Source organism: Candidatus Contubernalis alkalaceticus, from assembly GCF_022558445.1.
Classification (GTDB): domain Bacteria; phylum Bacillota; class Dethiobacteria; order SKNC01; family SKNC01; genus Contubernalis; species Contubernalis alkaliaceticus.
Genome location: NZ_CP054699.1, coordinates 3522820 through 3549376 on the forward strand (window position 1 = coordinate 3522820; position 26557 = coordinate 3549376).

Annotated in this window: 25 protein-coding genes and 1 tRNA gene; 2 read left to right on the forward strand and 24 right to left on the reverse strand. The window is 42.3% G+C overall.

Annotated elements, in window-relative coordinates:
* Positions 1–41: 41 nt before the first annotated feature.
* The 10 genes from rlmH to HUE98_RS17385 all read right to left on the reverse strand — a co-directional run bounded on the left by rlmH (position 42) and on the right by HUE98_RS17385 (position 10748).
* Positions 42–521, reverse strand: coding sequence for a 23S rRNA (pseudouridine(1915)-N(3))-methyltransferase RlmH (rlmH, locus tag HUE98_RS17340; RefSeq protein ID WP_241421836.1), 480 nt, complete (start codon positions 519–521; stop codon positions 42–44).
* A 45-nt stretch (positions 522–566) separates the two neighbouring features.
* Complete coding sequence (locus tag HUE98_RS17345; RefSeq protein ID WP_241421837.1) at positions 567–1730, reverse strand: S1C family serine protease; 1164 nt, start codon at positions 1728–1730, stop codon at positions 567–569.
* A 71-nt stretch (positions 1731–1801) separates the two neighbouring features.
* The gene (locus HUE98_RS17350) at positions 1802–2431 is read right to left on the reverse strand and encodes a histidine phosphatase family protein (protein ID WP_241421838.1); all 630 of its coding nucleotides are present in this window, start codon (positions 2429–2431) and stop codon (positions 1802–1804) included.
* Between the two features lie 34 nt (positions 2432–2465).
* Positions 2466–3725 carry a UDP-N-acetylglucosamine 1-carboxyvinyltransferase gene (locus HUE98_RS17355; RefSeq protein WP_241421839.1) on the reverse strand — a complete coding sequence of 420 codons (1260 nt, stop codon included), beginning with the start codon at positions 3723–3725 and terminating at the stop codon, positions 2466–2468.
* Positions 3726–3836: 111 nt separating this feature from the next.
* Positions 3837–4721, reverse strand: coding sequence for a two-component system regulatory protein YycI (gene yycI, locus HUE98_RS17360; RefSeq protein ID WP_241421840.1), 885 nt, complete (start codon positions 4719–4721; stop codon positions 3837–3839).
* Between the two features lie 36 nt (positions 4722–4757).
* Positions 4758–6386 carry a two-component system activity regulator YycH gene (locus tag HUE98_RS17365; protein ID WP_241421841.1) on the reverse strand — a complete coding sequence of 543 codons (1629 nt, stop codon included), beginning with the start codon at positions 6384–6386 and terminating at the stop codon, positions 4758–4760.
* Entirely contained in the window at positions 6370–8181 is a 1812-nt protein-coding gene (locus tag HUE98_RS17370) for an ATP-binding protein (RefSeq protein ID WP_241421842.1), read from the reverse strand. Before HUE98_RS17370 ends, HUE98_RS17365 begins: the two co-directional genes overlap by 17 nt.
* Positions 8174–8866 (reverse strand): response regulator, encoded by a 693-nt coding sequence (locus HUE98_RS17375; protein ID WP_241421843.1) that lies wholly within the window; start codon positions 8864–8866, stop codon positions 8174–8176. Before HUE98_RS17375 ends, HUE98_RS17370 begins: the two co-directional genes overlap by 8 nt.
* Positions 8867–9088: 222 nt before the next feature.
* Positions 9089–10483 carry a peptidoglycan DD-metalloendopeptidase family protein gene (locus HUE98_RS17380; RefSeq protein ID WP_241421844.1) on the reverse strand — a complete coding sequence of 465 codons (1395 nt, stop codon included), beginning with the start codon at positions 10481–10483 and terminating at the stop codon, positions 9089–9091.
* Between the two features lie 190 nt (positions 10484–10673).
* Positions 10674–10748: transfer RNA gene (locus HUE98_RS17385), tRNA-Glu, on the reverse strand.
* Positions 10749–10995: 247 nt separating this feature from the next.
* Between HUE98_RS17385 and HUE98_RS17390 the strand changes: the two genes are divergently transcribed.
* On the forward strand, positions 10996–12708 hold the full coding sequence (locus HUE98_RS17390; RefSeq protein WP_241420966.1) for an IS1634 family transposase: 1713 nt from the start codon (positions 10996–10998) through the stop codon (positions 12706–12708).
* Positions 12709–12836: 128 nt separating this feature from the next.
* Here the strand turns inward: HUE98_RS17390 and HUE98_RS17395 are convergent, their stop codons facing one another.
* The 13 genes from HUE98_RS17395 to HUE98_RS17455 all read right to left on the reverse strand — a co-directional run bounded on the left by HUE98_RS17395 (position 12837) and on the right by HUE98_RS17455 (position 25241).
* The gene (locus HUE98_RS17395; protein WP_241421845.1) at positions 12837–14120 is read right to left on the reverse strand and encodes an adenylosuccinate synthase; all 1284 of its coding nucleotides are present in this window, start codon (positions 14118–14120) and stop codon (positions 12837–12839) included.
* A gap of 294 nt (positions 14121–14414) precedes the next feature.
* The gene (gene dnaB, locus HUE98_RS17400; protein WP_241421846.1) at positions 14415–15764 is read right to left on the reverse strand and encodes a replicative DNA helicase; all 1350 of its coding nucleotides are present in this window, start codon (positions 15762–15764) and stop codon (positions 14415–14417) included.
* Between the two features lie 32 nt (positions 15765–15796).
* On the reverse strand, positions 15797–17719 hold the full coding sequence (gene lonC / locus HUE98_RS17405) for a Lon family ATP-dependent protease (RefSeq protein ID WP_241421847.1): 1923 nt from the start codon (positions 17717–17719) through the stop codon (positions 15797–15799).
* Positions 17720–17754: 35 nt separating this feature from the next.
* A complete protein-coding gene (rplI, locus tag HUE98_RS17410) occupies positions 17755–18198 on the reverse strand; it encodes a 50S ribosomal protein L9 (RefSeq protein ID WP_241421848.1) in 444 nt (147 codons plus the stop codon).
* A 269-nt stretch (positions 18199–18467) separates the two neighbouring features.
* Positions 18468–18698 carry a 30S ribosomal protein S18 gene (rpsR, locus tag HUE98_RS17415; RefSeq protein ID WP_241421849.1) on the reverse strand — a complete coding sequence of 77 codons (231 nt, stop codon included), beginning with the start codon at positions 18696–18698 and terminating at the stop codon, positions 18468–18470.
* Positions 18699–18762: 64 nt separating this feature from the next.
* Positions 18763–19158 carry a single-stranded DNA-binding protein gene (locus HUE98_RS17420; RefSeq protein ID WP_241421850.1) on the reverse strand — a complete coding sequence of 132 codons (396 nt, stop codon included), beginning with the start codon at positions 19156–19158 and terminating at the stop codon, positions 18763–18765.
* A 19-nt stretch (positions 19159–19177) separates the two neighbouring features.
* Complete coding sequence (gene rpsF, locus HUE98_RS17425; protein ID WP_241421851.1) at positions 19178–19465, reverse strand: 30S ribosomal protein S6; 288 nt, start codon at positions 19463–19465, stop codon at positions 19178–19180.
* Positions 19466–19649: 184 nt separating this feature from the next.
* A complete protein-coding gene (ychF, locus tag HUE98_RS17430) occupies positions 19650–20747 on the reverse strand; it encodes a redox-regulated ATPase YchF (RefSeq protein ID WP_241421852.1) in 1098 nt (365 codons plus the stop codon).
* Positions 20748–20944: 197 nt separating this feature from the next.
* A complete protein-coding gene (locus HUE98_RS17435) occupies positions 20945–21133 on the reverse strand; it encodes a DUF951 domain-containing protein (RefSeq protein WP_241421853.1) in 189 nt (62 codons plus the stop codon).
* 448 nt (positions 21134–21581) lie between these two features.
* Positions 21582–22451: a mechanosensitive ion channel family protein gene (locus HUE98_RS17440; protein WP_241421854.1), complete on the reverse strand. Its 870-nt coding sequence runs from the start codon at positions 22449–22451 to the stop codon at positions 21582–21584.
* A gap of 180 nt (positions 22452–22631) precedes the next feature.
* On the reverse strand, positions 22632–23282 hold the full coding sequence (locus HUE98_RS17445; protein WP_241421855.1) for an adenylate kinase: 651 nt from the start codon (positions 23280–23282) through the stop codon (positions 22632–22634).
* A gap of 102 nt (positions 23283–23384) precedes the next feature.
* Complete coding sequence (locus HUE98_RS17450; RefSeq protein ID WP_241421856.1) at positions 23385–24074, reverse strand: CvpA family protein; 690 nt, start codon at positions 24072–24074, stop codon at positions 23385–23387.
* A gap of 36 nt (positions 24075–24110) precedes the next feature.
* Positions 24111–25241, reverse strand: a complete 1131-nt coding sequence (locus tag HUE98_RS17455; protein WP_241421857.1) for a hypothetical protein — start codon at positions 25239–25241, stop codon at positions 24111–24113.
* 267 nt (positions 25242–25508) lie between these two features.
* Here HUE98_RS17455 and yyaC point away from each other — a divergent pair, with 267 nt between their 5' ends.
* Positions 25509–26150, forward strand: coding sequence for a spore protease YyaC (gene yyaC, locus HUE98_RS17460; protein ID WP_241421858.1), 642 nt, complete (start codon positions 25509–25511; stop codon positions 26148–26150).
* Here the strand turns inward: yyaC and HUE98_RS17465 are convergent.
* A complete protein-coding gene (locus tag HUE98_RS17465; RefSeq protein WP_241421859.1) occupies positions 26096–26467 on the reverse strand; it encodes a bactofilin family protein in 372 nt (123 codons plus the stop codon). The two genes, yyaC and HUE98_RS17465, sit on opposite strands and share 55 nt — an antisense overlap.
* Positions 26468–26557 lie beyond the last annotated feature (90 nt).

Below are 26557 nucleotides of genomic sequence, written 5' to 3' on the forward strand. Positions count from 1 at the left end.
AAGCAGGCATAGCTTCCTCTAGAAGGTATACTTCCGCTAAATCACTTGTGGTATGGTTCACTTTTAATAATTTTAAAAGCCCGGTACAGCTGTTCCAGGAGAATTAATCGGGTAAGCTGGTGAGGGAAGGTCATGGGGGAGAAGGAGAGAAGCAGATCTGCCCTTTTTTTTACTGTTGGGGATAAACCCAAGGCGCCACCGATAACAAAAAATATTTTACTTCGGCCCCCCAGGGCCAACCCTTCCATTTTTTCCGCCAGCTGTTCCGAAGACAGCTGCTTTCCCTCCAGCGCCATTACAACTAAGAAGGAGCCCGGTTCCAGCAATTTAAGAATCCGCTCTCCTTCTTTTTTTAATAATGTTTCTTCCTGAGCAGGAGAAAATTTTTCGGAGACCTTCTCATCAGATATCTCCAATATCTCCACCCGGGCATATTTCTTCAAGCGCTTTGAGTACTCTGAAACTCCCTGCAGCAAATACTTTTCCTTTAACCTGCCCACGGCAATAATTTTTATATGCATGGCTAACCTTCCTAAGATGTCAAACAGCAAAGGGCCAAGGAGACTCTATGGCATCTCTTCAAAAATCAGGCCCACTTCTATCTCTGTATCTTTTCTCATTATTTTAATGTTCACCTTTTGCCCCACCTTATACTGGTTAATTACTTCCCGGAGCCGGTCAAAAGTCTGAATTTTTTCACCCTCAATATCCGTGATGATATCCCTGGGTTCTAAACCTGCTTTCTGGGCCGGGCCTCCGCTTATCACTTCCTCCACAATCAGCCCATATCCCACAGGTAATTGCATTTCCTCTGCGATTTTTTCATCAATTTCACGAATATAAATCCCTATCCAGGGACGGATTATCCTGCCGTGTTCGATCAGGTCATTGACAATTTTCTTAACTGTGTTGCTGGGAATGGCAAACCCCATACCCTCAACACCGGTGATATTTATTTTTGCAGTATTAATACCGACAACTTCACCTACGGCATTAACCAAAGGGCCTCCACTGTTGCCGGCATTAATGGCGGCATCTGTCTGTATAAATGAAAAATTCTGTTCTCCAATCCGCATGGAACGCTGAAGGGCACTGATATATCCCACGGTTACCGAATGCTGAAAGGCAAGGCCCAAGGGATTGCCGATAGCGATGGCCAGTTCCCCTACCAATACTTTGTCTGAGTCGCTAAAACTGGCTGCGGGAAGCCCGGTTTGCTCAATCTTAAGTACTGCCAGGTCTGTAGCAGGATCCGTCCCAATTACTTCGGCAATTAGTTCTTCTCCATTGTATAGAGTAACCACAATCTCATCGGCATCAGCTATTACATGATTGTTGGTAGCAATATAACCGGCGGAATCAATAATTACTCCAGAACCGCCGGCCACTTCCTGCAATCGAGAGTCCCCTTGAAAGAAGTCATACGCCACAGCCATGTTGGTAATGCCTACCACAGAGGGCGTTACTTTTTCAGCTGCCTTGACAACAGCGGTGTTTTGGTATTCATAGTACTCCGGCTCTTCATGTTCCTCAGGAATTTCCCAATCCACTGGAGGCCTGTCCCCGTTCAAGGATTCTCTGCGGTCAAGTATATCCGGAAGAAAAAAGGATACTAAGAACCCACCGATGACCATCCCCATAATAATCATTATAAAATAAACAGGCATTTTGTTTTTTGAAGACTTTCTCTGGTAGTTGTCAAAGGAATCCATCTTAAAAACACACCTCACACACACTTCTCCCTTTTAGGATGAGTGCAATATTTAAAAATTTTCAATTAATGATTAAATTATACCAGACTTCAGGAAAGGGGACAATAAGGGGTTTCCCCCAGGTGACAGGTATCGTTAAAAAAAATCAAAACCCTCCTGCCTTCTCTGTTCACTTCAAATAGGGAAAGTGAACCATGAGAAAAACGAAAGGGCCAGCTATTACAAATACTCATATTAAAAAAAGACGCCGCAAATGCATTCAAAAACCGCCCATGGCTTACTACCAGAACCCGTTTACCCGCATGGGCACCACATAGAAAATTTATAGTACGGTTTACTCGATTCCAAAAAATATCTATGGGCTCCTGCCCGGGGATGGATGACTTTTGGAACCCCTTCTTTAAGCTGTAAGCCAAACCGGGGTGCTTCTGCTGAATCTCCTCCCGGGTTAAACCCTCAATGACGCCCCAGCGGAACTCCTTTAAAGAAGTTAATACCCTGACATCCTTATGCTGTGCATTGGCAATAATTTGTGCGGTATCATAAGCGCGAACTAAGGGACTACTGTAAATAACATCTAAGGAAATGGAAGCCAGTCTTAGGGCGGCCTGCTGAGCCTCCCTTTTCCCTGTCTGACTCAAGGGATAATCTATACACCCCTGAAAACGGTTTTCTTTATTGGCTTTTGTTTGACCGTGCCTCACTAGAAAAAGTTCCAAGGTAGATGTCCTTCCTAAATCATACTACCTTAAATTACTCCTCAGTTATCCTTTTTATGCCCGCTCCCAGCTTGTTAAATTTTTCCTCTATGTTTTCGTATCCTCGATCAATATGATCTACCCCACTGATTATAGTTTCACCCTTAGCCATCAATCCAGCAATAATCAAACCGGCTCCGGCTCGAAGGTCCGTTGCCCTAACCGGTGCCCCGGAGAGGCTTTCCCCTCCCTCTATAATGGCTGTTCTTCCCTCCACCAATATATTAGCTCCCATTCTTTTTAGCTCATCTACATGTTTATAGCGGGCCTCAAATACATTCTCTGTAATCATACTGGGGCCTTTAGCCTTGGTCATAATGGGCATAATTACAGACTGAAGGTCCGTAGGAAACCCGGGATAAGGAAAAGTCTTTATACTTATGGGTTTAGGACATGAGCAGCCATTTACATGAATCCAATCTTCTCCCACATCCAAATCCACCCCCAACTCCTTAAGCTTGGCAGTAACTGCTTCCAAATGCTTGGGTATTACTTCTTTCACAAGCACACTGCTGTTAGTGCTGGCCGCGGCCAAAATAAAGGTGCCGGCTTCTATGCGGTCAGGGATAACCATGTGGTTTGTCCCCCCCAATTTTTTAACTCCGGTGATTTTAATAACATCGGTACCGGCGCCCACAATATCAGCGCCCATGGCATTTAAAAAGTTAGCAATATCTACTATTTCAGGCTCCTTAGCCACATTTTCCAAAATAGTTTTTCCCTGGGCCGTAACTGATGCCAACATAAGATTAATAGTAGCGCCTACACTGACTATATCCAGATAAATTTCTGTGCCATTGAGCTGTTCTGCTTCCATATGGATACAGCCGTGCCGTATTTCCACCCTGGCTCCCAGGGCTTGAAAACCTTTTATGTGCTGGTCCATGGGACGGGGCCCCAAGGGACACCCTCCAGGCAGGGGGATAATCGCCTTTTTAAAACGAGTAAGCAGGCTTCCTAAAAAATAATAAGATGCTCTAAGCTTGCTGACCAGTTCATAGGGAGCCTCAAAGCTATTAGCTTTTTGGGGATCAACGGTTAAACTGCCGTATCCATTAGTTTGCACTTCCGCTCCCAGAAATTGAATTAACTCTTTTAGTGTAATTATATCGTCTATTAAGGGGAGATTTTCTATAGTTACCGGAGAACCTGCCATCAGGGCAGCGGGCAGAATAGCTACGGAAGAATTCTTAGCCCCACTGGTTACCACTTCCCCTTCAAGAGAAACTCCTCCGTTCACAACCAGTTGTTCCATTATGTAATAATCCTCCTGTGATAAAAGTGTCATGCTATTATTTATGGACTTATTCTGCAAAAAAAGTCCTATACCTTCTCTAATTATTACATTTTAAGTTTTGATAAAAATTTACAGTTCTTCTATCCCCTCCAACTCCCCGGTATAGGCATTTATATAGTATGTCCTTCTATTGGATAACCGAATGCGCCAAACAGGGACCATGTCCCATTTTTGGGCATCAAAAACTTCACTATAATAGCCAATGTTCATGGACTCCACGGCAGTTCTCTCTGAAAAGGGCTCCAGACTGTCCGCCAGTCTTCCCAAGGCTGCCGCCGCTGAAATATTATTCATTTCCTGCCCGCTAAAACCTTGAGGGTCAAGCCAGTATAATTCAAACTGCTCCAATCCCCGGGGTGTTATCTGAACCAAGAGGTAACCACCATATAGGGTTTGATTCTTGTAAACTTGATTATACCTTATCTGGTAACGATTATCCCCAATAGAATGAACCTCCTCTAACCTGGCATCCACGGGAAGAAGCTGTGCGTTCTCCAGATATTCCTCGGCTAAAGAAATTGCAGCCCCTTCCTCCAGGACTTCATCTTGAGATTGTTCCAGATCGACCATGGGTTCCCGGGTAAAAATAACCCTTCCGTTTTCCCAGATATAAATCTGATTTTTATCCTGGCGATAAACCTGAGGAGTTCCTTCTGTTCCCTTATTAAAGCTAAAGGGTTGTTCCGGATCAAGCAACTTTTCCGCCAAAATTTCTCCCTGCTGTTCCTGGTTGCTGACGGTAAGAAAAGACATAGTAAAAATCTGAGGGGAAATATTAATCTTTAATTCCAGGTTAACTGCCTCCAGGCGGGCCTCAGCCTCTTCTATTTCCTTCTGAGATATTATCCGAGAGGGATAATTCAAATAAATATCTTCCCATAGGCTGTAACCTAAAAACAGATTTAATGCCAGGAATATCATAATTAAAATGTTTTTTGCTTTAGACCATTCCATGCGTAGATTCTCCCCGATCCTATTTTTCCTGTAATTTTAATTCACATCTTTCATACTCGTCACTTCTCCGCTTCGGGCATTAACCATAACCAGATACTTCTCATCAATTTCTATGTTCCAAAAAGGCTGAAGCAGTTCTTCCAATCCATCCTCTATCACCATGTAAGTTAGATTGACACCGGTTATCCTCCTGGCAGTTTCTCCCTGGAACAATTCCGGCAAGCTTGACTGAACTGCTGACAGGGCTTTTTCCAATTGGACTTCCACAAGTTCTTCTTTATTAGACTTTATAGTGTAACTTTGACAAGTATAGCTTACCAGCCCCTGTTCGTCATAAGTCATTTCCAAAATAAAACTTTCCGGGTCTAAGACCAGGCCGCCATAATAAGCGTTCAACTTCATTTGATAGTATTCTTTGTTATTTAGAGCAACAGGTTTAAGTTCCATTATCCTCAAACTTATTTCCTCAGGCAGGGCCACATACAGATTGACATACTTGGTCCCTATTTCTAGAGCATTACGATAGGATAGTCTTTTTCCCACATCGCTCTCAAGGGGAGCGGTAAATTCAATCATTCCCAGGGAGCTAATCCGCAGCCCTTTCTGCCCGTCGGTAAAAATAATGGCTTCATCTCTTTCTTTAATTTGCCTGACCAGGGAAAGGTCTACAAAAAACATTTTTGCAAGCTCCTCCCCCCTGGCAAAGTCCCTGCTGAGATTAAAGTCCGGAAGAAGAGGGTTTTGAACAGGGACATACATTTCCTCAAATATCAGTTGATTTTCCAGGATAAATGGAACTGTATCCGCCAGCTCAGACAAAAGGAAATGGTCTGGTTCTTTGGTTGAAGTCAGTTCCTTTACTTCGTTAAAGAGAAAGGAAAAATTGTTATCCCAACTGACTTGATAAGTGCTCCCCTGAGAAGTTTGAAAAAAAGTCATTGGTTCCTCCTCCCAAAAAATAAAGATATTTTGGATCAGCGGAAGCTCCTGCATATCTAAAGTGCTTTCCATTGAGGAAAAGAATAATTCTGCATCAAAGGGAGCAGTGAAAGATAACTCCAGGGAAGAATTCCTTCTCTCTTTCAATCTGAAGCTTATTTCCTCCGAATTTACCAGGGATAGGGAAATATTGTCTACTCTAAGAAGGTGATATGTAAAGGCTTCCCAAAGCCTGCCGAAATTAGGCTGTGAAAAGTTATAGGAGTAAATTCCTCCCCCGGTTAAACCTGTCGTAACAAGAGCTTCCTCAACTTCGTTCAAGGGCGTCATTTCCTGTTCTTCCTGGCCTTCCTGCTCTTCCTGGCCTTCCTGCTCTTCCTGGCCTTCCTGCTCTTCCTGGCCTTCCTGCTCTTCCTGGCCTTCCTGTTCTTCCAAGCCTTCCTGTTCTTCCTGGCCTTCCTGTTCTTCCTGGCCTTCCTGTTCTTCCTGATTCACCGGGGATAAAGACTCTTCCTGTATTTGGGGCAAATCTACAGCTTGATAGTATATTATTTTTTCCGGAAGCAGCAGATTTACTGCAGAGGATTCTTGTCCTGTTGGGAAACGTTCAAAGATGGGTAAAATTATAGCCTCATAATTGGGTGAACCAAACCACAGCCGATAACTCATGGCCGTACTTAGGAGTATTAAAAACACCAGCAAAAAGGATTTAATTTTCTCCCACATAAAATTTGTCACCTTCTTCCTGGTCCAGGTCCTGAGGGAGAATAAAACTTACCCGGGTTCCCTGGTCCAAATTACTGACAATTATCATCTGGCCTCCATGGGCTTCTATAATCTGACGGGCAATAGGCAGTCCCAAACCGGTGCCGCCGTAATCCCGGGAGCGGGTCTTATCCACTCGATAAAACCTTTCAAATACCCGAGGGAGATCCTCCTCAGGAATACCGCAGCCGGTATCCTCCAAACTAATGATAACTTTGTCTGTCTCCACTTCTATCTCCAAGGTTATACTGCCCTGGGAGGGAGTATACTGCTGGGCATTGTTCAGCAGATTTAAAAGTACCTGTTTGATGCGGTCCCTGTCCAAATAGAGGGGAGGAAGATAATTGGGAAACTTAATGCTCCAAAAAATGCCTAATTCTTCCAGCTCCACCGCTGCCAGCTCAACAGTTTCTTCTGCCAATTTTTTTATATCTACCCACTCTTTTTTCCAACGTACCTGTCGGTAGTCCAACCTTGACAGGGTAAGCAAATCCTGAACCAGGCGCACCATCCTATCAGTCTCGTTTTTCACCACCCGAAGAAACTTTGACTGTAAATTTCGGTCATCCATGGGGTTTTCCACCAATGCTTCCACATAGCTTTTTATGGTGGTAAGGGGTGTCCTCAGTTCATGAGAAACATTGGCCACAAACTCCTGCTGCAGTTGGCTTAATTTTCTTTCCCGGGTTATATTGTGCAGCACTACTAAAAAACCGGTTAAAGAGCCCTCGCGGGTTTTGAAAGGGGCAAAAAAAGCTTTAAGCACTTTTTCCTCCTGCTCACCCCAGGTAAACTCTGAAACCAACTGTTCTTTCTCCTCCATACTACTCCAATAATCCCCTTGAGGAAACATCTGAATCAATAGCTTATTAGCGTATTCTTCAACAGGCTGCCCATCATGTATACCCAGCATCTGCTGGGCTGCCGGGTTCATATGAATTAAAATTCCCTGACGGCTAAAAGCCAAAATCCCGTCTGTCATATAATTGAGAATTGCCTCACTTTTACTTTTTTCCGAAGAAATCTCTTTTAAGGTTTCGTCCAGCTGCTGTGCCAGGTGATTAAACATCATGCCCAACTGCCCGATCTCATCGTCTTCTTTTACTATGATTTTTTGACTGAAATCTCCAGAGGCCATCTTTTCAGCTTTAGAGGTAAGGAACTGTATGGGGACTGTAATAGTCTTAGCCAGGACAAAGCCCAGGCAGGCAGTTATAGTCATGACCAAAAGTCCTCCGGTGAGTAGAATTCTCCGAATTTGTCCCAAGGTATTATCCAGGCCTTCCAGAGAACCCACCAGATAAATTACTCCCACTACATTCTGCCCTGATTTTACCGGAAGCGCCAGGTATTTACTCCTCTGGTTGGTGTCCGGTACGATTCTTAAATCTTCACTCTTGTGACCGGTTAGAGCCCGGGTCACCTCCTGATGCACTATCCTTCTGCCCAAAAGTTCGGTGTCTTCATTGTTACTGCTAATAACCCTGCCAAAGCCATCCAACACCATAATTTCTGTTCCGGCCTGGAGCCCAAAACCCTTTACCAGGTCGTGTATGTATAACTCCGCCTGTTCATCTACCAGGTGCCTCCGGACAAAACTTGCTAAAAGCTCTCCCTGGGTCTCCAGAGATGCAGAAAAATCATTTAAATAGTATTCCTCGATTCCCTGTAAAAGGTAAAACCCAAAAAACTGCATGGCAAAAAGAATGAGAAGGCTGTACATGAGCACGATTTTCCACTGCATGCTTTTAAACATGTTCCTGCCTCCTCAAATAGTAACCAATACCTCTTTTGGTGCAAATATAATCCGGTCGGCTGGGGTCTTCCTCCACCTTTTCCCGAAGGCGCCGCACCGTTACATCTACGGTACGATCATCACCATAATAATCATGACCCCATACATCGGATAAGAGTTTGCTTCGGGTAATCACACAGCCAGCATTTCTGACCAGATATGTAAGCAGTTCAAATTCCCGGTAGGTCAATTCTAACAATCGACCGCCTTTTCTAACTTCTATGGTATTCTGGTTTATTTCTATGCTGCCGCACTTAATAATCTCCTGACCCGGCATGCTGCCCTCGGTCCTTCTTAATATGGCCCTGACCCGGGCAATCAGTTCCCGGGTTCCAAAAGGTTTGGTTACGTAATCATCGGCTCCCAATTCCAACCCCAACACCTTGTCCGTTTCCGTTTCTTTGGCGGTCAGCATAATAATGGGGACAGAAAGCCTTTTTCGAATTTCTCGACAAACTGTAAACCCATCCTTTTTAGGAAGCATGATATCTAAAATTACCAGGTCGGGTTTTTCCCTAAAGGTAATGTTTACCGCTTCTTCTCCATCATAGGCGGTTAAAACCGTAAATCCTTCCTGTTCCAGGTTATACATAATTATGTCGGCAATAGGTTTTTCATCATCTACCACCAGGATTTTTGCCTGCATAGTTATTCCCCCTGACCCAATTTAATGGGAACTATATATATAAAATTATAGCACACCTGGCATAATCCCGCATCCAAAAAAAAATGCGCGGCTTATGCCGCGCTTTTTAAGAATATATTAAGAGGGGGTCAAACTCCAACTTATGCTCTTATTATAACGACTCAATGTTACAATTAAGTTACAATGGGGTAAAATTTGTGTTACATTGGCTTTTTTTTTAATTTAATAGTACCCTAAAGGGTTTACAGCGGTGCCATTTACTCTAATCTCAAAGTGCACATGAGGCCCCGTTGCATTACCGGTTGCACCGGTGGTAGCTATAGTTTGACCCTTTGTTACCGTTGCTCCAACTCCGACCAGATTAGAAGAATTATGCGCATACAACGTGCTAAAACCATTTCCATGGTTGATTATCAAAGTTCTTCCATATGCTCCGGAATAACCGGAAAAAGTTACAACTCCATTGTCTGCAGCGTATATTGCAGTACCCACAGGTCCAGCAATATCGATACCGGAGTGCCATCCACTTCCTCTGGCTCCAAAATAAGAAGTAATTCTTCTGGATGCTGACGGCCAAGCAAACCGTCCAGTGGCATTAACCTTCACAGTATTATTGTTTACGACTACAGGCCTTGCTGTGCCTTTTACTACTTCTTGGGTTACAGGCTGTTTAATAACTTCTTCCTTTAGAATCTCTTTCTCAATTTCTACTCCGTTTTTTGAAGTGATTTTGTAAGTCACTTCTTTCAGTCCGTTTTCACCCTCTGTGGTGACCTTTGATTGAGTGTACAGCATAGTGGAGCTGTTTGTCGTATTAGTTTTGAAAGGAATTCTTTCCTCTTTGACAACTTCTTCAACTACTATTACGTTCACCAGTGTTTCTACCACACTCAAGTTCAGTTCGTCACCAATTTGAAGTGAGTCTCCGTTAAGCTGCGGATTAATCTCCCGCAATTCGCTGGTCTTTAAGGAATGTCTCTGTGCTATTTGAGACAATGTATCTCCCCGGGAAACCAGATAAACTTGACGGCGATTTCGTCCTTCCACCAGAACCGTTGCTACATCTTCAGGTTCCAATATTCTGGTAGGATCTGCCAGCACATAATCGACGGTTATGTCGTCTTCAATAAATACATCGACTAATGTTTTCCCTTCATCTCCGTCTTGAAGATAGCTTTCCTTAACCAGCCTTATAACTTTTTCATATTCCTCATCGCTCTTCACCAAAAAATTAGTAGACCCATTAATCTGAATATCACAGGCCTCCGTTTTATAGGTGAGCTTGTCCTTCAATAAAGCCATAACATTTTCCGACTCTTCAGTCAGAGAAACATCCCTGACCTGTGGGGCAGATATTATGCCCATCTGAACAACTTCCATCCCGTAGTATTCTTCAGCCTCATCTCGTAATTGGAGCACATAATCCTTTACTTCCACCGGATCTTTAATAGCTCCCAGAACTTGTCCATCCAGGCAAACCTGGTAATAAAAACTACCGAGATAGTCGTGTAGAGAAAATGCACCGGCGATGAGAAGAACAACCAGCATAAGGACCGCCATGGGCTTTAAGCTCCCAATCAATCGACGGGATAAATCTACATCTCTTTTAAGTATCATCCTATAACCTCCGTTTTTGTAGAACCGGAGCAGAAAATATGTAATAAAATAGGAGAACAAAGAGATTCTGTCCTGTTAACCCAAAGATTATATTTCGATAAAATATTTAAAATTCCTGCCAAAAACATGATAAATTATTAATTAAATTTAAGAATTAAAAAAAAGCAGCTGTGGCTGCTTTTAATTTTAATGGTGACCCCTGGGGGAATCGAACCCCCGTTACCGGCGTGAAAGGCCGGTGTCTTGACCGCTTGACCAAGGGGCCACACAAGAATTATTCACTCTCACGAGTTTAGATATTACTATACTTTCATGCTTTTGTCAACACTAAAAACTGATTTCCTCAAGAAATTTGGTCTGGTTCCTCGGGTCTTTGACAGTTGAATAATGAACACATGTCTTAAAAGCCTTGAAAATAGGGCTTTTTTTATTGCAAATTTGTCAATTTTTCACCTATTTCTATTGAGTATTATTGAGTATTATGTTATAATATAAGGGATTGGGGGGTTAATATGAGATTGTCTATTTCGAAATCAAAAAATTCCACATCTCTTTACGTAATTAAATCAACTTATGAGAATGGTGTACATTCATCAAAGATTGTTGAAAAACTTGGAACAGTTAATGATTTGAGTAAAAAGTTAAACGGCCAGGATCCCATTGAATGGGCAAAGAAATACATAGCAGAGCTGAATCAAAAAGAGAAGGAAGAAAAGCTTGATGTGTTGGTAAAGTACTCACCTTCCAAGGTCATTACGAAAGATGAACAGCGCTCTTTTAACGGTGGTTATCTTTTTCTTCAACAAATATACTATCAACTTGGCCTTCACAAAATATGTAAAGAAATGTTAGGAAAATACAAGGTTACATATGACCTAAACTCCATACTCTCCAGATTGATTTACGGAAGAATAATCTTCCCTTCATCTAAGCTCGCCACTTACCAACTTTCCTCAAGATTTATAGAACAACCTAACTTTGAACTTCAACATATATACAGAGCTCTTGAAGTTATTGCTAAGGAAACGGATTTTTTACAATCATCCTTGTACAACAACAGTTTAAAAGTTTCTAAGAGAAATACTGGTGTACTTTATTATGATTGCACCAATTATTTTTTTGAAATTGAACAGGCAGATGGCGATAAGCAATACGGTCCATCAAAAGAGCATAGACCAAACCCAATCATTCAAATGGGCCTATTTATGGATGGAGACGGTATCCCTCTTGCATTTAGCATCAACAAAGGAAATACAAATGAACAATTAACACTAAAACCCTTAGAAAAGAAAATTCTATCTGATTTTAATCTTTCTAAATTTATCGTATGTACCGATGCCGGTCTAGCGTCCAAAAATAACAGAAAATTTAACGACAGGGAAGAACGAGCATTTATTACAACTCAATCAATTAAGAAATTAAAAGCACATCTAAAAAAATGGGCACTTGATCCAAACGAATGGCACCTCTCTAACGATGTAAAAACCTATGACATCTCTAAACTAGATGATGAGAAAGCTAAAAATAAAATGTTTTACAAAGAACGTTGGATTAAAGAAAATGACCTTGAACAAAAAATCATTGTGACGTACTCTATCAAGTATAGAGATTATCAAAGAAAAATCCGTAATTCACAGATAGAACGTGCACAAAAAACAATAGATTCAAATCCTACAAAAATAAAAAAATGTAATCAGAATGATTGCAGAAGATTTATTAAAAAAACTAATTTTACTCCTGATGGAGAAATTGCTGAAAAAGAAATATACAGTATTGATACAGAGGTTATCGCTAAAGAAGAAGCCTTTGATGGGTTTTATGCTGTATGTACAAACCTTGAGGATGATGCTTCTGAAATAATTAAAGTAAACAATAGACGATGGGAGATTGAAGAATGTTTTAGAATTATGAAAAGTGAATTTAAAGCCAGACCTGTTTATTTAAGCCGTGATGACAGAATAGAAGCACATTTTACAACTTGCTTTATATCCTTAATTATTTACAGATTATTGGAAAAAAAGCTTGGTGAGAAATATACCTGCAGTGAAATAATTAGAGGATTAAAGGATATGAACTTTCATGAAATAAAGGGGGAGGGTTACACTCCAACATATACGAGAACTGACTTTACTGATGATTTACATGAGGCATTTGATTTCCGTACAGACTACCAGATTATAAAAACAAAACAAATGAAAAAAATTTTTAAAGCGACAAAAAAATAAAAACATTACTCACTTTTTTGAATACAAAAAAAGCTTGATAATCCTTGTAAATCAGGGATCATCAAGCTTTTTGCTTGTAACAACTGTCAAAGACGAGATATTACTATACTTTCATGCTTTTGTCAACACTAAAAACTGATTTCCTCAAGAAATTTGGTCTGGTTCCTGCCGGGACCTACAGAAACAATGGAAACAGGAACATTTGCCAGCTCTTCAATACGTTTTACATAAGCAATTGCCTGAGGGGGGAAGTCTTCGTACCTATCAATTTTAGACAGATCCTGAGTCCAACCCTCCATTTCCTCATAAATGGGCTTACACTTTTCCAGGACTCCCAGGCTTGCCGGCCATTCCTTTATCACCTTTCCATCCAATTCATAACCAGTGCAGATTTTTACTGTGGGAAGGCCGCTAAGCACATCCAGCTTGGTTATAGCTAGATGAGTCAAAGCATTCAGGCGGCGGGCATGCCTCATCACCACTGCGTCCATCCAACCAATCCTTCGGGGCCGGCCTGTAGTTGTGCCGTATTCTCCTCCGGCTTCCCTAAGGCTGTCTGCCAGTTCACCAAAAAGTTCTGTTGAAAAAGGGCCTTCCCCTACTCGAGTTGTATAAGCTTTAACCACTCCTACCACCTTATCAATCCTGCCCGGGCCTATTCCTGCACCCACACATACTGCTCCCGCTGTAGGATTTGAGGAGGTAACAAAGGGATAGGTGCCATGGTCGATATCCAGCATAACTCCCTGAGCTCCCTCAAACAATACCGATTCCCCCTGCTCAACCGCCTGGTCGATTAAAATTGAGGTATCTGCCACTTTATCCTTCAACAGAAGGGCATATTGGCTGTATTCTTCAAATATTTCCTCAAAATTCATAGATTCTACGCCATATATTTTTTCAAAAATTTCATTCTTTGATTCCAGAACTGTTTTTAACCGGAGGGAAAACTCCTCCGGGTTAATCAACTCTCCTATGCGAATCCCTGTACGGGATATTTTATCAAAGTAAGCTGGGCCGATGCCCCTTTTAGTGGTGCCAATCTTGATCTGACGCTTTTCCTCCTCCAGAGTGTCCAGCCTTCTATGATAAGGCATAATCACGTGAGCCCGGTCACTGATTTTAATACAGGAGGTATCGATACCCTGTATTTCCAGGCCTTTTATTTCATTTATCAGAACCTCCGGGTCTATTACCAATCCATTTCCAATGATACTTATGGTCCCAGGATTAAAGACTCCCGAGGGAATCAAGTGAAGTTTATAGGTTTTGTCTTCGATCACGATGGTATGACCGGCATTGTTTCCCCCTTGAAAACGCACTACCAAACCGGCTTTCTCCGCCAGTATATCAGTAATTTTACCTTTTCCCTCATCTCCCCATTGTGTTCCCACCACTACTATGGTACCCAAATACAAAACCTCCCGAATCCAAAATTTTAACTGCTCCTGTGTTTCTTTAAAGAATTGATTCGTTTAAAATTGCTGTAATTAGACATAAACAAACGGGTTAGACCCCTTTTGATTCATAATGCAGTCAATTCTTTCTAATGAATTTAAGACTACCTTACTTATATATGTCCAGCTGATTAAAATATGTTCTTTTCTTTTTACATTAAAACATCAACCTACGAGATAATAACAGAACCTCCCCATTCTGTCAAGCAGTGAAACCCGTCAGACCAGCCTTATTGAAAGGCTAAAACTCTAAGTCCCCGTTTCCTGCATGTGCTCCGCTGATGCATTTTGAAAACGGGTAAAGGAATCCTGAAAAACAAGACGAATAGTGCCTGTAGGGCCATTCCTCTGCTTGGCAACAATTATCTCTGCTATATTCTTGTCCTGGGAATCCTGTCGATAATAATCATCCCGATATATAAAGGCTACCAGATCAGCATTAGCCTCAATGCCACCGGATTCCAACAGGTCGCTCAAAACAGGCCTCTTATCGTTCCGGGTCTCCACCGCTCGGCTCAGCTGAGAAAGGGCTACAATGGGTACATTCAATTCCTTAGCCAGGGCCTTGAGAGAACGGGAAATTAAAGAAATTTCCTGCTGCCGGTTTTCTTGTCTCCCATGGGACTGCATAAGCTGCAGATAATCCACAAATATAATGCTAAGCCCATGCTCTGCCATCAGCCGTCGGGATTTGGCCCGCATTTCCATTACGCTTATAGCCGGGGTATCATCAATATAAATAGGAGCTTCTGCCAGAGGCCCTACGGCCCGAACCAGCTTGGGCCAATCATCTCCTGTTAAAAAACCTCTGCGCAGACGATGGGCATCTATCCCTGCCTGAGAGCAGAGCATACGCATAACCAGCTGCTCCTTAGACATTTCCAGGCTGAAAATTGCCACAGGGAGTTTTTGTCGGGTGCCAACATTTTGAGCCATGTTCAGAGCCAAAGTGGTCTTACCCATAGCTGGCCTTGCAGCAACAATAATCAGGTCGGAATTTTGAAAACCCGCAGTCATATTATCCAGGTCCACAAATCCCGTGGGTACTCCAGTTATCCCCTTTTTGTGCTCATACAGATATTCGATGCGCTCAAAGGTTTCCATAAGAATGTCTTTGATAACCACATAGCCCCTCTGATCACCCCGGTTGGCCACCTGAAAGATCATCTTTTCCGACTCATCCAATATTTCATCCAGCTCTCGTCCCCCGTCATAACACCGGCTGACAATCTGTGAAGAGACACCAATCAGCTGCCTGAGCACTGCCTTCTCCCTTACTATGGAAGCATAGGTTACTATGTTGGCAGCTGTGGGCACCATATCCACCACTTGAGTCAGGTATGATACTCCCCCTACCAGTTCCAATTGGTTATTCTGGCGGAGTTCTTCACTTAAAGTCACCAGATCTACCGGTTCCCCACGATCCGAGAGATTCAGCATAGCTTCAAAAATTTTCTGATGTATTTCCCTATAAAAATCCTGGGGTTTTAAATGTTCCGATCCGGCAATAATAGCCTCCCGTTCCAGAAGCATGGAGCCCAGCACCGATTGTTCTGCCTCCAGGCTGTGTGGAGGGACCTTATCTAACAAATTACTCATTTTTGATATCCTCGAAATTTATTATTTTTGTTTCAAAAAATTTGCTCTAGAAGCTCTTTAGCAGTTGAGACCCCTATCACTTGAATTTCACTAAACCGGGTGTGAACATCTTTAAGGTTGGCCTTCGGTATAAATATTTTGCTTATTCCCGCCTGTTTAGCGCCGTAGATTTTTTCCTGTATGCCTCCCACAGGCTTTATTGTGCCCTGCAGGGATATTTCTCCAGTTACGGCCAGATCGGTTTTAATGGGCAGGTCTTTTAAAGCGCTGTACATGGCCGCTAAAATAGCTGCCCCCGCCGAGGGCCCCTCTATGTTTCCCCCTCCAACCACATTTACATGAAGGCCATAGTCATTTAAATCCTGGCCCGTAAGCCTTTTAATAGCGGTTACGGCATTAAAAACGGAATCCCTGGCCATGGAACCGGCGGTATCATTGAACCTTATACTCCCCTTGCCGTTGGAGGAGGGAAATACGGCTGCTTCAATCTCCAGAACCACGCCTACATAACCAAAGGAACCCAGCCCAAATATTTTTCCTGACTGTTCTTTTGACCCGGCTTTAACAGGAGCATGGGGAGCAAGACGGGCAGTTTGTAACACTTTATAGACTTCTTCCGACTTTATCTGAACATTGGTGTCCTTTGGATTGGCGGCCTCACCCACCTGTTCATAAAGGGCCAGTCCGTAAGCATCAGCCAATATATTGATGGCCTTTCGTCCTTCGATAGTGTATTCACTGATGATACCCGGTACTTCCGGGGACAGTTCCACCTTCAGTTTTCCGGCAGCCCCAATAATAATTGCTTTAATATCTTCAGGCCCCAGGGGCTCAAAATATACTTCGGTGCAGCGAGAACGCAGGGCCGGAGATATCTTCGAGGGGCTTCGGGTGGTTGCTCCAATTAGAATAAAGTCTGCTGGAGCTCCTTCATCAAAAAGCTTCTTTATATATTGAGGAATGTTTTCATCGCTGGGGTCATAATAAGCAGAATCAAAGAAAACCCGTTTATCTTCCAGCACCTTTAAGAGTTTACTCTGCAGATGCAGGTCCATTTCCCCAATTTCATCAATAAACAATACTCCTCCATGGGCATCAGTAACCAGCCCCGGTTTCGGCTCAGGGATGCCCCCTTCCACCAGGTCTCTTTTTGCCCCCTGATAAATTGGATCATGCACGGAACCGGTAAGAGGATTTGTTGCTTCCCGAGGATCCCAACGCAATGTGGTGGCATCCACCTCTTCGAAGGGAGCTTCCCTCTCAAAAGGGGTATAGGAAAGTTCTTTAGCCGCCTGAAGCGCCAACCGGGCTGCAGTGGTTTTCCCTACCCCCGGCGGTCCATACAAAAGAATATGCTGAGGATAAGGGGCTGCCAATTTGGACAGCAGGGACTTGACTGCACTGCTCTGGCCTACAATTTCCTGCAGAACAGAAGGACGCAGTACCTCCATTATGGAACGGGAAAGCCGAACATGTTCTTTTTTTTCCAGAACCGCCAGCTTTTTCAGGGTCTGTGAATTTTCAGCGCTCTCCTGTTCAGTTAAAATTTGTTTTTTTAAATCCTGCATATACTCATCATGTTTTTCCTGCATCTTTTTGTTAATTTTTCTCTGCAGGGAATCCTCCAGAGATTGCCGTGCCAATAAATCTGCTATCTTTTCTTCTAATTCCTCCAAAACCTCCGGGATATTCTCCGGTTCCGGAGGGCTTTCCAGGGTTGGGTCTTCGTATAAAATCTTCTGAAGCCCTAAAATCCTTTCTTCTGTCTCCTTGGAACGAAGCAGCTTCAAAGACTCTAGTTTTCCTGCCTTTAAGATAAGCTTGTCTGCCCCATATATGTCTGCCAGCATATCATAGATGGCAGACACTCTTTTCTTTGTTTTTTCTTTCTGGGATAAGTTTTTTTGAAAGCGTTTTAATAGGGAATCTATGTTATCCGGCTCTAAATTCTTCATATGTTAATCCCTCCCCGCTGCAGCGAAAACCTTTTCTACCCTTCTTCCACTATTACTTCTATCTCCACAGATACTTCCGGATGCAGCTTCAGATTTAAGTTATAAGCACCCAGCCCCCGAATAGGATCTTTTAAGTCAATCTTCCGTCGGTCGATATTGAAACCCTGTTCCTGAAGCTTCTCGGCAATGTCTTTACTGGTAACCGAACCGAAAAGCTTGCCCCCTTCACCTACTTTAGCGCTGAGCGTTAGCTGGAGCCCCTTTAATTTCTCAGCCATGGCCTCCATCTTTTCCATTAGATTCTTTTCCTTGCGCTCAAGAATGTTCTTCTGCTTTTCCAGATCCTTCAATGCACTGGGAGTAGCTTCTACAGCCATCCCGTTGGGAATAAGATAATTGCGGGCATAACCCTGGGAAACATCCTTTACATCCCCTGCTTCACCTAACTTTTTTACTCCCTTGAGCAGTATTACCTTCATAGAAATCTCCTTTCTGTACAGCTTTAACTTTAATTCTCTAGTTAAAGTGATTTTTCCTTCTCTCCTGTAGAGTAGTTTATGGTAACTTTCTTTATACTTGGAAACAGTGAAAAGGGGGACACCTTTTTTAAAAAATGTCCCCCTCTAATTTCACCACACGGGTTTTTACTCCATTGTAATTTGCCCTTATCCAACAAACCCCATGCGTAAAATAAAAAACAGGATTTGCTGGTCAAGCCTGATTGCACATGCACCTTAATTTTAGGATATTACTCTATGGTATAGGGCAAAAGGGCAATATTCCGAGACCTTTTAATAGCCCTGGTAAGCTGTCTCTGGTGACTGGCACAATTACCGGAAATCCTACGGGGTAAGATTTTGCCCCGTTCCGTTATATAACGTCTGAGCTTATCAGCTGCCTTGTAATCGATACTTTTTACTTTTTCTACACAAAAATTACATACCTTTTTTCTTCCTTTTCTGCCTCGCTCTCTTCTCAAGCAGATCCCCGACTGCAAAAACAATAATACAGTCAGGTTACACCTCCTTTAGTTTATAACTAGTTTAAAAGGGGACATCATCTTCAGATACTTCTCCCCCCATGAAATCTTCATAAGAATCACCTTTGTTCTGTGAATCTTTTTTGTCGAGAAACTGAACATTGTCCGCAACAACCTCGGCTATAGTTCTCCTTTGACCGTCATCGGCCTCGTAGCTCCTGACCTGCAGCCTGCCGGTTACCGCTGCTAATCTGCCTTTACCTAGAAAATTGGCACAGTTCTCTGCCAGTTTTCTCCAGGCTACAATTCTAACAAAATCTGCTTCTCTTTCACCCTGTTGGTTAGTAAAGGGCCTGTTGACAGCCAAGGTAAAATTAACTACGGCGTTTCCCCCGGAAGGAGTATACCTCAATTCCGGATCCCGGGTAAGCCTTCCTACTAAAACTACTGAATTAATCATTTAACGCACCACCTTTTTTTTAATCTTCTTCTCTAACAATCAGGTAGCGCAGAACCTCTTCGGCTATTTTAAAAGACCTTTCCAGCTCGTCACAGGCTTTGGAGGGGGCAGTATAGTTCATCAAAACGTAAAAGCCTTCTTTTTGTTTTTTTACTTCATAGGCCAGCTTTCTTTTGCCCCACTTGTCCAGATTGGACACTTCTCCGCCTTCCCGTTCAACAATGGACTTGAATTTTTCTATTAGTTCCTCTGTTTTTGCCTCTTCAAGCTGGGATTGAAGAATGTACATGGTCTCATATTTTTGCATTAGCTCACCTCCCTTCGGACTAACGGCCCCGCAGGAACTGCGGAGCAGGGATCTTCTCTTCTGGCAGCTTTGGCCAGACAAAGACTATTATATCAGGCATTATTAACAAGAGCAAGCAAATTAAGGTTTTGCCCATTATTATTTTATTTACTGCCCTTGGCCGAGGTAGGCACTACCTATACTTTTACACATTAAAACGAAACTGGATCACATCACCGTCCTGCACCAAATATTCCTTACCTTCTAGCCTTATCAGGCCTTTATCTCTAGCCTTTACAAAGGAGCTCTCCTGCTTTAATGTTTCAAAGGGAATGACCTCTGCACGAATAAAACCTCTTTCCATATCGGTATGAATTTTGCCTGCGGCTGTAACCGCCCTTGTCCCCTTTGGCAGAGTCCAGGCTCTGGTTTCTTTTCCCTTGGCTGTAAAGAACGTAATGAGATTTAATAACCGGTAACTGGCGATTATAAGTTCCTCTACTCCAGTGTCTGACCACTCCAATCCTTCCAGAAACTCTCTTCTTTCTTCCAATGTAAAGTCATTTAGTTCTGCCTGAAGCCGGGCACAAAGAGTTAATATTTCCGCACTTTCGTCTCCTAAAGCATGCATCAATTCCTCCCGAAGAACCTGGCGCTCCTGAACCGAAATATCTTCATGCATATTAAATACATACAGTACAGGCTTGGCAGTCAAAAGAAAAAGCTCCTGAAGAAAAAAGCTTCCCTCGTCTTCTCCCATGAGATCCCTGGCCATGCCCCCCTGGTTCAAATGAGCCTCCAGCTTATCCAAGAAGGACAATTCTTCTTTATAATGACGCTCCCCGGTTTTCACCATTTTCATAGTTTTTTCTCTTCTATTATTAACTGTCTCCAGGTCGGCCATAACCAATTCATATTGTATGATGGCCAGGTCCTCCCGACAATTTCCTGTTACCTCAGTGCCGACGGACCCAGGGTCTCTGGGGTGCCTCAGGACATGAATCAAAGCGTCCACCTCTCTGATATTACCCAAAAACCGGTTACCTAACCCTTCCCCCCGGCTTGCACCCTTTACCAGCCCGGCTACATCTACAAATTCTATATAGGTTTGAGTAATTTTTTGTGCTCCAGCAATCTGTGCAACCACCTGCAGCCGGGGATCGGGGACAAATACCCTGCCTATATTGGGCTCAATAGTACAGAAGGGATAGCAGGCCGCTTGTGCCTCAAGGCCGGTTAAAGCATTGAAAAGAGTTGTCTTGCCGGCGTTAGGAAGACCGATTACTCCACATTTAAATGACAATATCTCCCTCCTTTTAAGCGGATAACTCCACTTCCTTTATCTCTTTTTTTTAGGGTATAAGACCCCCACCTCTAAGCGTTAGCGTAGGTGGGGCTTTTAATCAGGTGGAGTAGAGTCTCCACCTGATTCCCCGATTTTAAAGCTTGCTGAAACCAGTTCACTTTTTAAAGTAAATAGTAAGGGGTTCATTATAAGTCTTATTCTTCTCTTGGAATAACCCTACGGGCACTTTTTTCAAACTTTACCCGGGACAGCATAATGCTTCTACTGCATTTAATACATCTAATACGAAAGTCCATTCCCACCCGAATGATTTCCCAGCGGCTGCTGCCGCAGGGGTGGGTTTTTTTCATCTCGACAATTTGTCCAACTTCATAGTCTGCCATAATAGTACCCTTTTCCCTTTTTTATAAGACCCCACCCACCTCTAAGCGTTAGCGTAGGTGGGGCTTTTAATCAGGTGGAGTAGAGTCTCCACCTGATTCCCCGATTTTAAAGCTTGCTGGAACCAGTTCACTACTGTCTGTCGTCAGCTTACGGATCCTTTATCATGTTAAAGCCGGAAAATTTACGAATTATAATAGCTTTTTCATCAATTACCAATGTTTGAGGAAATCTCTTTCTGCTTAAAACTACCATCACTATAGCATTGGATTAATTGTCTACTCTGTCCCGGCTCAAACCTCTACCCTCTCTAAGTATAAACTTTTTGGTTGAGTTGTAGGTTAGATAAAAAAATACCAGCATGCCGCAAGAACAAGAGTTCGATATATCCATATTATAATGGTAATGGAATAAGATGTCAATACCCATTATTCTTTTTTTGTTATTATTTTACTCCTCTGGCAAGGAAATTTGTTCATGCTGCTGGTAAATCACCCTGCGGGGGTAAGGAATCTCGATGTTTTCCCGGTCAAAAAATTCCTTTATGGTCTTTCTCATTTCTCTTTCTATATTCCACTGCTGCAGCGGCTCGGTATAAGCAATCACTCTAAAGGTCACACCGGAGTCCGCTAAATCAACCACTCCTAACACCATAGGCCCTTGCTTTATCTCGCTAAAGCGCCCGGCCATATCATCGCTTACCCGTTTCAATACCTGTTCAACCCTCTCCAGGTCTTCCTCATAGGCAACGTCTACATCCACCATAGCTCTCATATTTCCACTGCTGTGATTTGTAACTACTTCAATCTTGCCATTGGGAATGATGTGCTGTTCCCCGGAGAAATCCCGAAGACGGGTGGTTCGAAGTTCGATTTCCTCCACTACCCCCGAGTAATTACCTGCAGTAATATAATCCCCTACGGTATACTGTCCTTCAACAATAAGAAAAAAACCGGTTATAATATCCATAATTAAATTCTGGGCTCCAAAGCCCACCGCCAGGCCCAAGATTCCTGCGCTGGCCAGGATAGGGGTATAGTCTATGTCCAATTCCCGGAGGGTCATAATAACAAATATAAAAAAAATAAAATAGCGAAATACACTCTTAGTTAGTGTTTTTAAGGTCTTTAGTTTTCCTGAAGACAGAGTAAATTTGCCTTCTCTTTCCTTAAATAGCTTTTCTATAGCAACATACCCTAACCGCAGAGCAAAATATGACATTATAGCAATAATCAAGATTTTAATCAAGGTGATGGACGCGGAAATAATTTCTTGATCTAAATTAAAGTATTTCTGGATAGTTTGTACATATGGCTCCATTTGACTGGTTTAAAAATCTATTGATAGATATAATAGATTAATAACCAGTTTTTTCACCTCCTGTTTTCTTTTTGACTTATTATTCTCTACCCCGATGGTTTTATTATACCTGATACAAATAACAGCGCCGGGCCTTTTCAGTCCCGACGCTGTTATTTTGCAAAAGGATAGATTCTTTCCTTATTCTATTTTCCCTAAAGCTTCAATAATTTCTGCCAAAACTGCTTTCATATCCTGGTTGCCATTAATATTTAGAATGACACCCTTCTTTGTATAGTATTCAATTAAAGGAGCAGTTTGGGAATGATATATTTCCAAACGTTCTTTGGCTGTCTCTACCGTATCGTCATCCCTCTGATATAGTTCTCCTCCACAGCTGTCACAAACATTTCTTACCTTTGGAGCTTTAAACTTAACATGGAAGCTTGCGCCGCAACCTTTGCACATTCTCCGTCCAGTCAACCTGTCCACTAATTCTTCGTCAGGAACATCAATGTTAATGACTCCGTCTATTTTAATGCTCATATGCTCCACAACTTTGTCTAAAGCTTCTGCCTGGTTAGCATTCCGAGGAAAACCATCCAAAAGAAAACCTTTTACACAGTCAGACTTACGGAGCCTCTCGGTTACCACGCCTACTACAATTTCATCTGGTACCAGCTGTCCACTATCCATATAACCCTTGGCTTTTAAACCCATTTCAGTCCCTTCCCTCAGGGCTGCCCTGAATATGTCGCCGGTTGAAATATGGGGTATGTTATATTTTTGTACAATTCCTTCTGCCTGTGTTCCTTTTCCTGCTCCCGGTGGTCCTAATAAAATTAAACGCATTACAAAATCCCTCCCAATTTTTTCTGTAAGTTTATTAACAGAATTTTCATAAATTAAGTTCTCCGTATGCATTTGAAAATCCTGCTATTCCAAAAAAATATATTAAATCCTCCAAAATATGTATTGAAAAAAATTTGAAATTTTTAGCACATACGAAGTGCTAAGATCCTCCATAAGGAAAAAATCAGATACCTCCAACAGGGGACTTACCAGAAATATAATAACTGACAGTACAAATAAATTTTTGAAAAACCCCATAAAAAGCCCCGTCAAAGACTTAGTTCCTGCCAATAGTTTTTCTTGCTTTTTTAAAACCCACGCACCCTCCACCAGTTTAAAAAGAGCAATAATGATAGTTAAAGCAGCCGCAAAGCATAATATTTGAACCAGAACTTCCGCAACCCAGGAGTAGAGGAACTCAGCCGGGCCGCTGCCCTGATATATGAATTTTTCTCCTTCCCGGTAAAAATATTCCAACATGCTCACTTTTACCGGGGGGTTTACAGGCATATACTGTATAAATACAGGGAGGGCATCATCCACTGCCGGCACCGTGGTAACCCTTAGGGATAAATCCATATTTTTAGATAATACCTGTGTTATCAAAGGATTCAAGCCATACTGCTGGTTTACAAATACAGCAGCGGGCCCTTTCGCATAAAAGGCCAGGGCCATACTGAACAGCCAGAACAAAACATTGATAAGGGACAAGGTTAGCCCTCGGAAATAGCCATTAACCGCCCCCCAGGTCAAAAATCCCAGGACAGCAATGTCAAACCAGTTGACAGGCATACTTTTCTCTCCTCATTTTTCTTATCCGGTTGATATTTACTTTAAAGACCATCTGTATGCAGTGAGCTTTCCTCTATCAAAGGTTAAAAATGTATCCGTGGATAAAAGATAGATCTCATGCCCTTCTTCGGGAGAGTAATACCCCAGAGTATTTCCATCGGGCTGTAAAAGATATAAGAACAGATCCGTTTCTATCAATATCCCACCATCTTGTCTGCTCTTACCCTGTCGATAAGCACCGGGTAGTTCTTTTTCCCAAATAACTTCTCCCTCCAGGCTTAAACAAACAAGATTTGTTTTTTCTTTTAGTATCTGCTCAGGGGTAATAACTACTATCAGGCTATCACCCCCGGGCCCAGAGAAAGAAGCATTTATAGAGTCTTCCCATTCCCTCTTAAACAGAGGAGCTCCTTTAAAAGAATATACATAAAGATGTGAATCAGAAATAAGAACTACCGTCTGATGGTCCTTTAGAATAATAGGAGAAAAAAAGAATTGATCTCCCCTAATTTCTGCTAATTTTTCTCCCTCCAGGGTAGAGAAATATACTTTGGCTGAAATATAAGGAAATATTTCTACCAGGCTGATAATCAGGTTATCTGTGCCGGAAAGAAATTTTATATCCATGATTCCCATCCCAGGGAAGGTTTCTTCAAATATCTGCTCACCCCGGTTATTAACAACTATCCCCTTTTCTCCATATAACCCCTCCAGCCTATCCTTCCCTGATATAACACTACAGCTAAAAATAGTTTCCCCTTTTGAACCAGACCAAAAGTATTTATAATCGGGGGGAGGTTCTACTCTTCGGACAAGGTTGCCGTTATAATCAAAGAAAGTTATTGTTCCTTGGGATTGATCATAATAGCCCCAGGAATGATTGTCAAAATAAATTTCCGGCTTACCATCCCAGTTTTCCTGCCATTTATTCCTGCCATTATAATCAATTCCTATTAACGAAGTATTACCCTCCAGGACCTCCTTTAAAACAACTTTTCCAAGCCTTTCCTCCACAGTTAACTCTCCGGATACATGACGAACCCATAATTCTGCAGGACTGCTTCCGGGCATTTTCCCTTCCCAGGAAAATTCCGCAATTTTGCCTGAATAAACAATAAGCAGCATTAAAACTACCAGGAATGTTCCCGCCAGTAACGTCTTTTTCAATTTTACCTCCTATGACTATTTATATTATATTTGCCGACCCTATAAAATTATTCGGCTTTTCACCCATAACCCCTTTACCTTTTTTTTAGGGTATAAAACCCACCATAAAGCGTTAGGATAGGTAATGGCTATTAATTAACTGGAGCTCTGTCTTCACCTGATTCCCCAATTTTTCAGCTTGCTGAAACCAGTTCTCTTTTTAATATTAAAGAACATACATATTGCCCGGGAATTAACATATACTAATTATGGAAAGAGAGGTAAACCATGAAAATCCCTTTATATAAAAAAACCCCAGATAATCAAAGGGCTTCAACGGGGAAAAATCGTAAAGAGTTATTCTCGGTAGAAGACCCTAAAACCCCTTACACACTGGCAGAATTACTAGCTTCGGTTCTGCCCACATCAGGAAAAAACCAGTTAATATTTGTAGGTGTCGGCAGTGACCGCTCTACAGGAGATTGCCTGGGCCCCCTGGTAGGAAGCAAGCTGGAAGAGCGTAGATCCCCTGGAATTGTGGTTTTAGGCACATTAGGGGATCCAGTGCATGCTTTAAACCTGAAAGAAACCTTAGAGAATATTAACCGTCAGTTTAAAAATCCCTTTATACTGGCAGTAGATGCCGCCTTGGGAAGCAAAAAAAATGTGGGCATGATAAAAATAGAAGAGGGGCCACTGCTGCCGGGATTGGCCGTTAAAAAAAACCTTCCCGCCGTAGGCGACCTTCATGTAACAGGGACGGTAAATGTCAGCGGACACATGGAACATTTGGTTCTGCAGAATACCCGCCTATTTCTAGTTATGAATCTAGCCAGAGTAATATCTGCAGGTATTCATATGGCCTTAAGAAAAAATTATTCTTTTTCCTGTTCCTTCCCTTCTTCTTCAGACCTAAGGGATGTTCCGTGAAAAACACCTCCTTCTTCAATTATTAAGCTGTTTGCCCGGATATCCCCTTCTAAGCGTCCGGTTTTATTAATCTCCATTTTTTGCTCCACATAAATATTTCCTTTAACACTTCCCGCCAAAGCAACATTTGAAGCTCTGATTTCTCCAATAATCTCTCCCGATACTCCCACTATCAAGTCACCCTCTACTTCTAAAGCTCCTTCAATTTTTCCGTCTATTCTTACAATACCCGAGGATTTTAGGGTTCCTTCAAAGAAACTTTCTTTCCCCATTAAAACTTCAACATTTCCGCTATTTATTTTTTTAGTTTTAAACATGGATTGGCTCCTTTTTTAAGGTAAATACCCGCTATCACAATAGAATTTATATTCTACTTAATTTTTTGAATATCCTGCCATGTTTGGTTA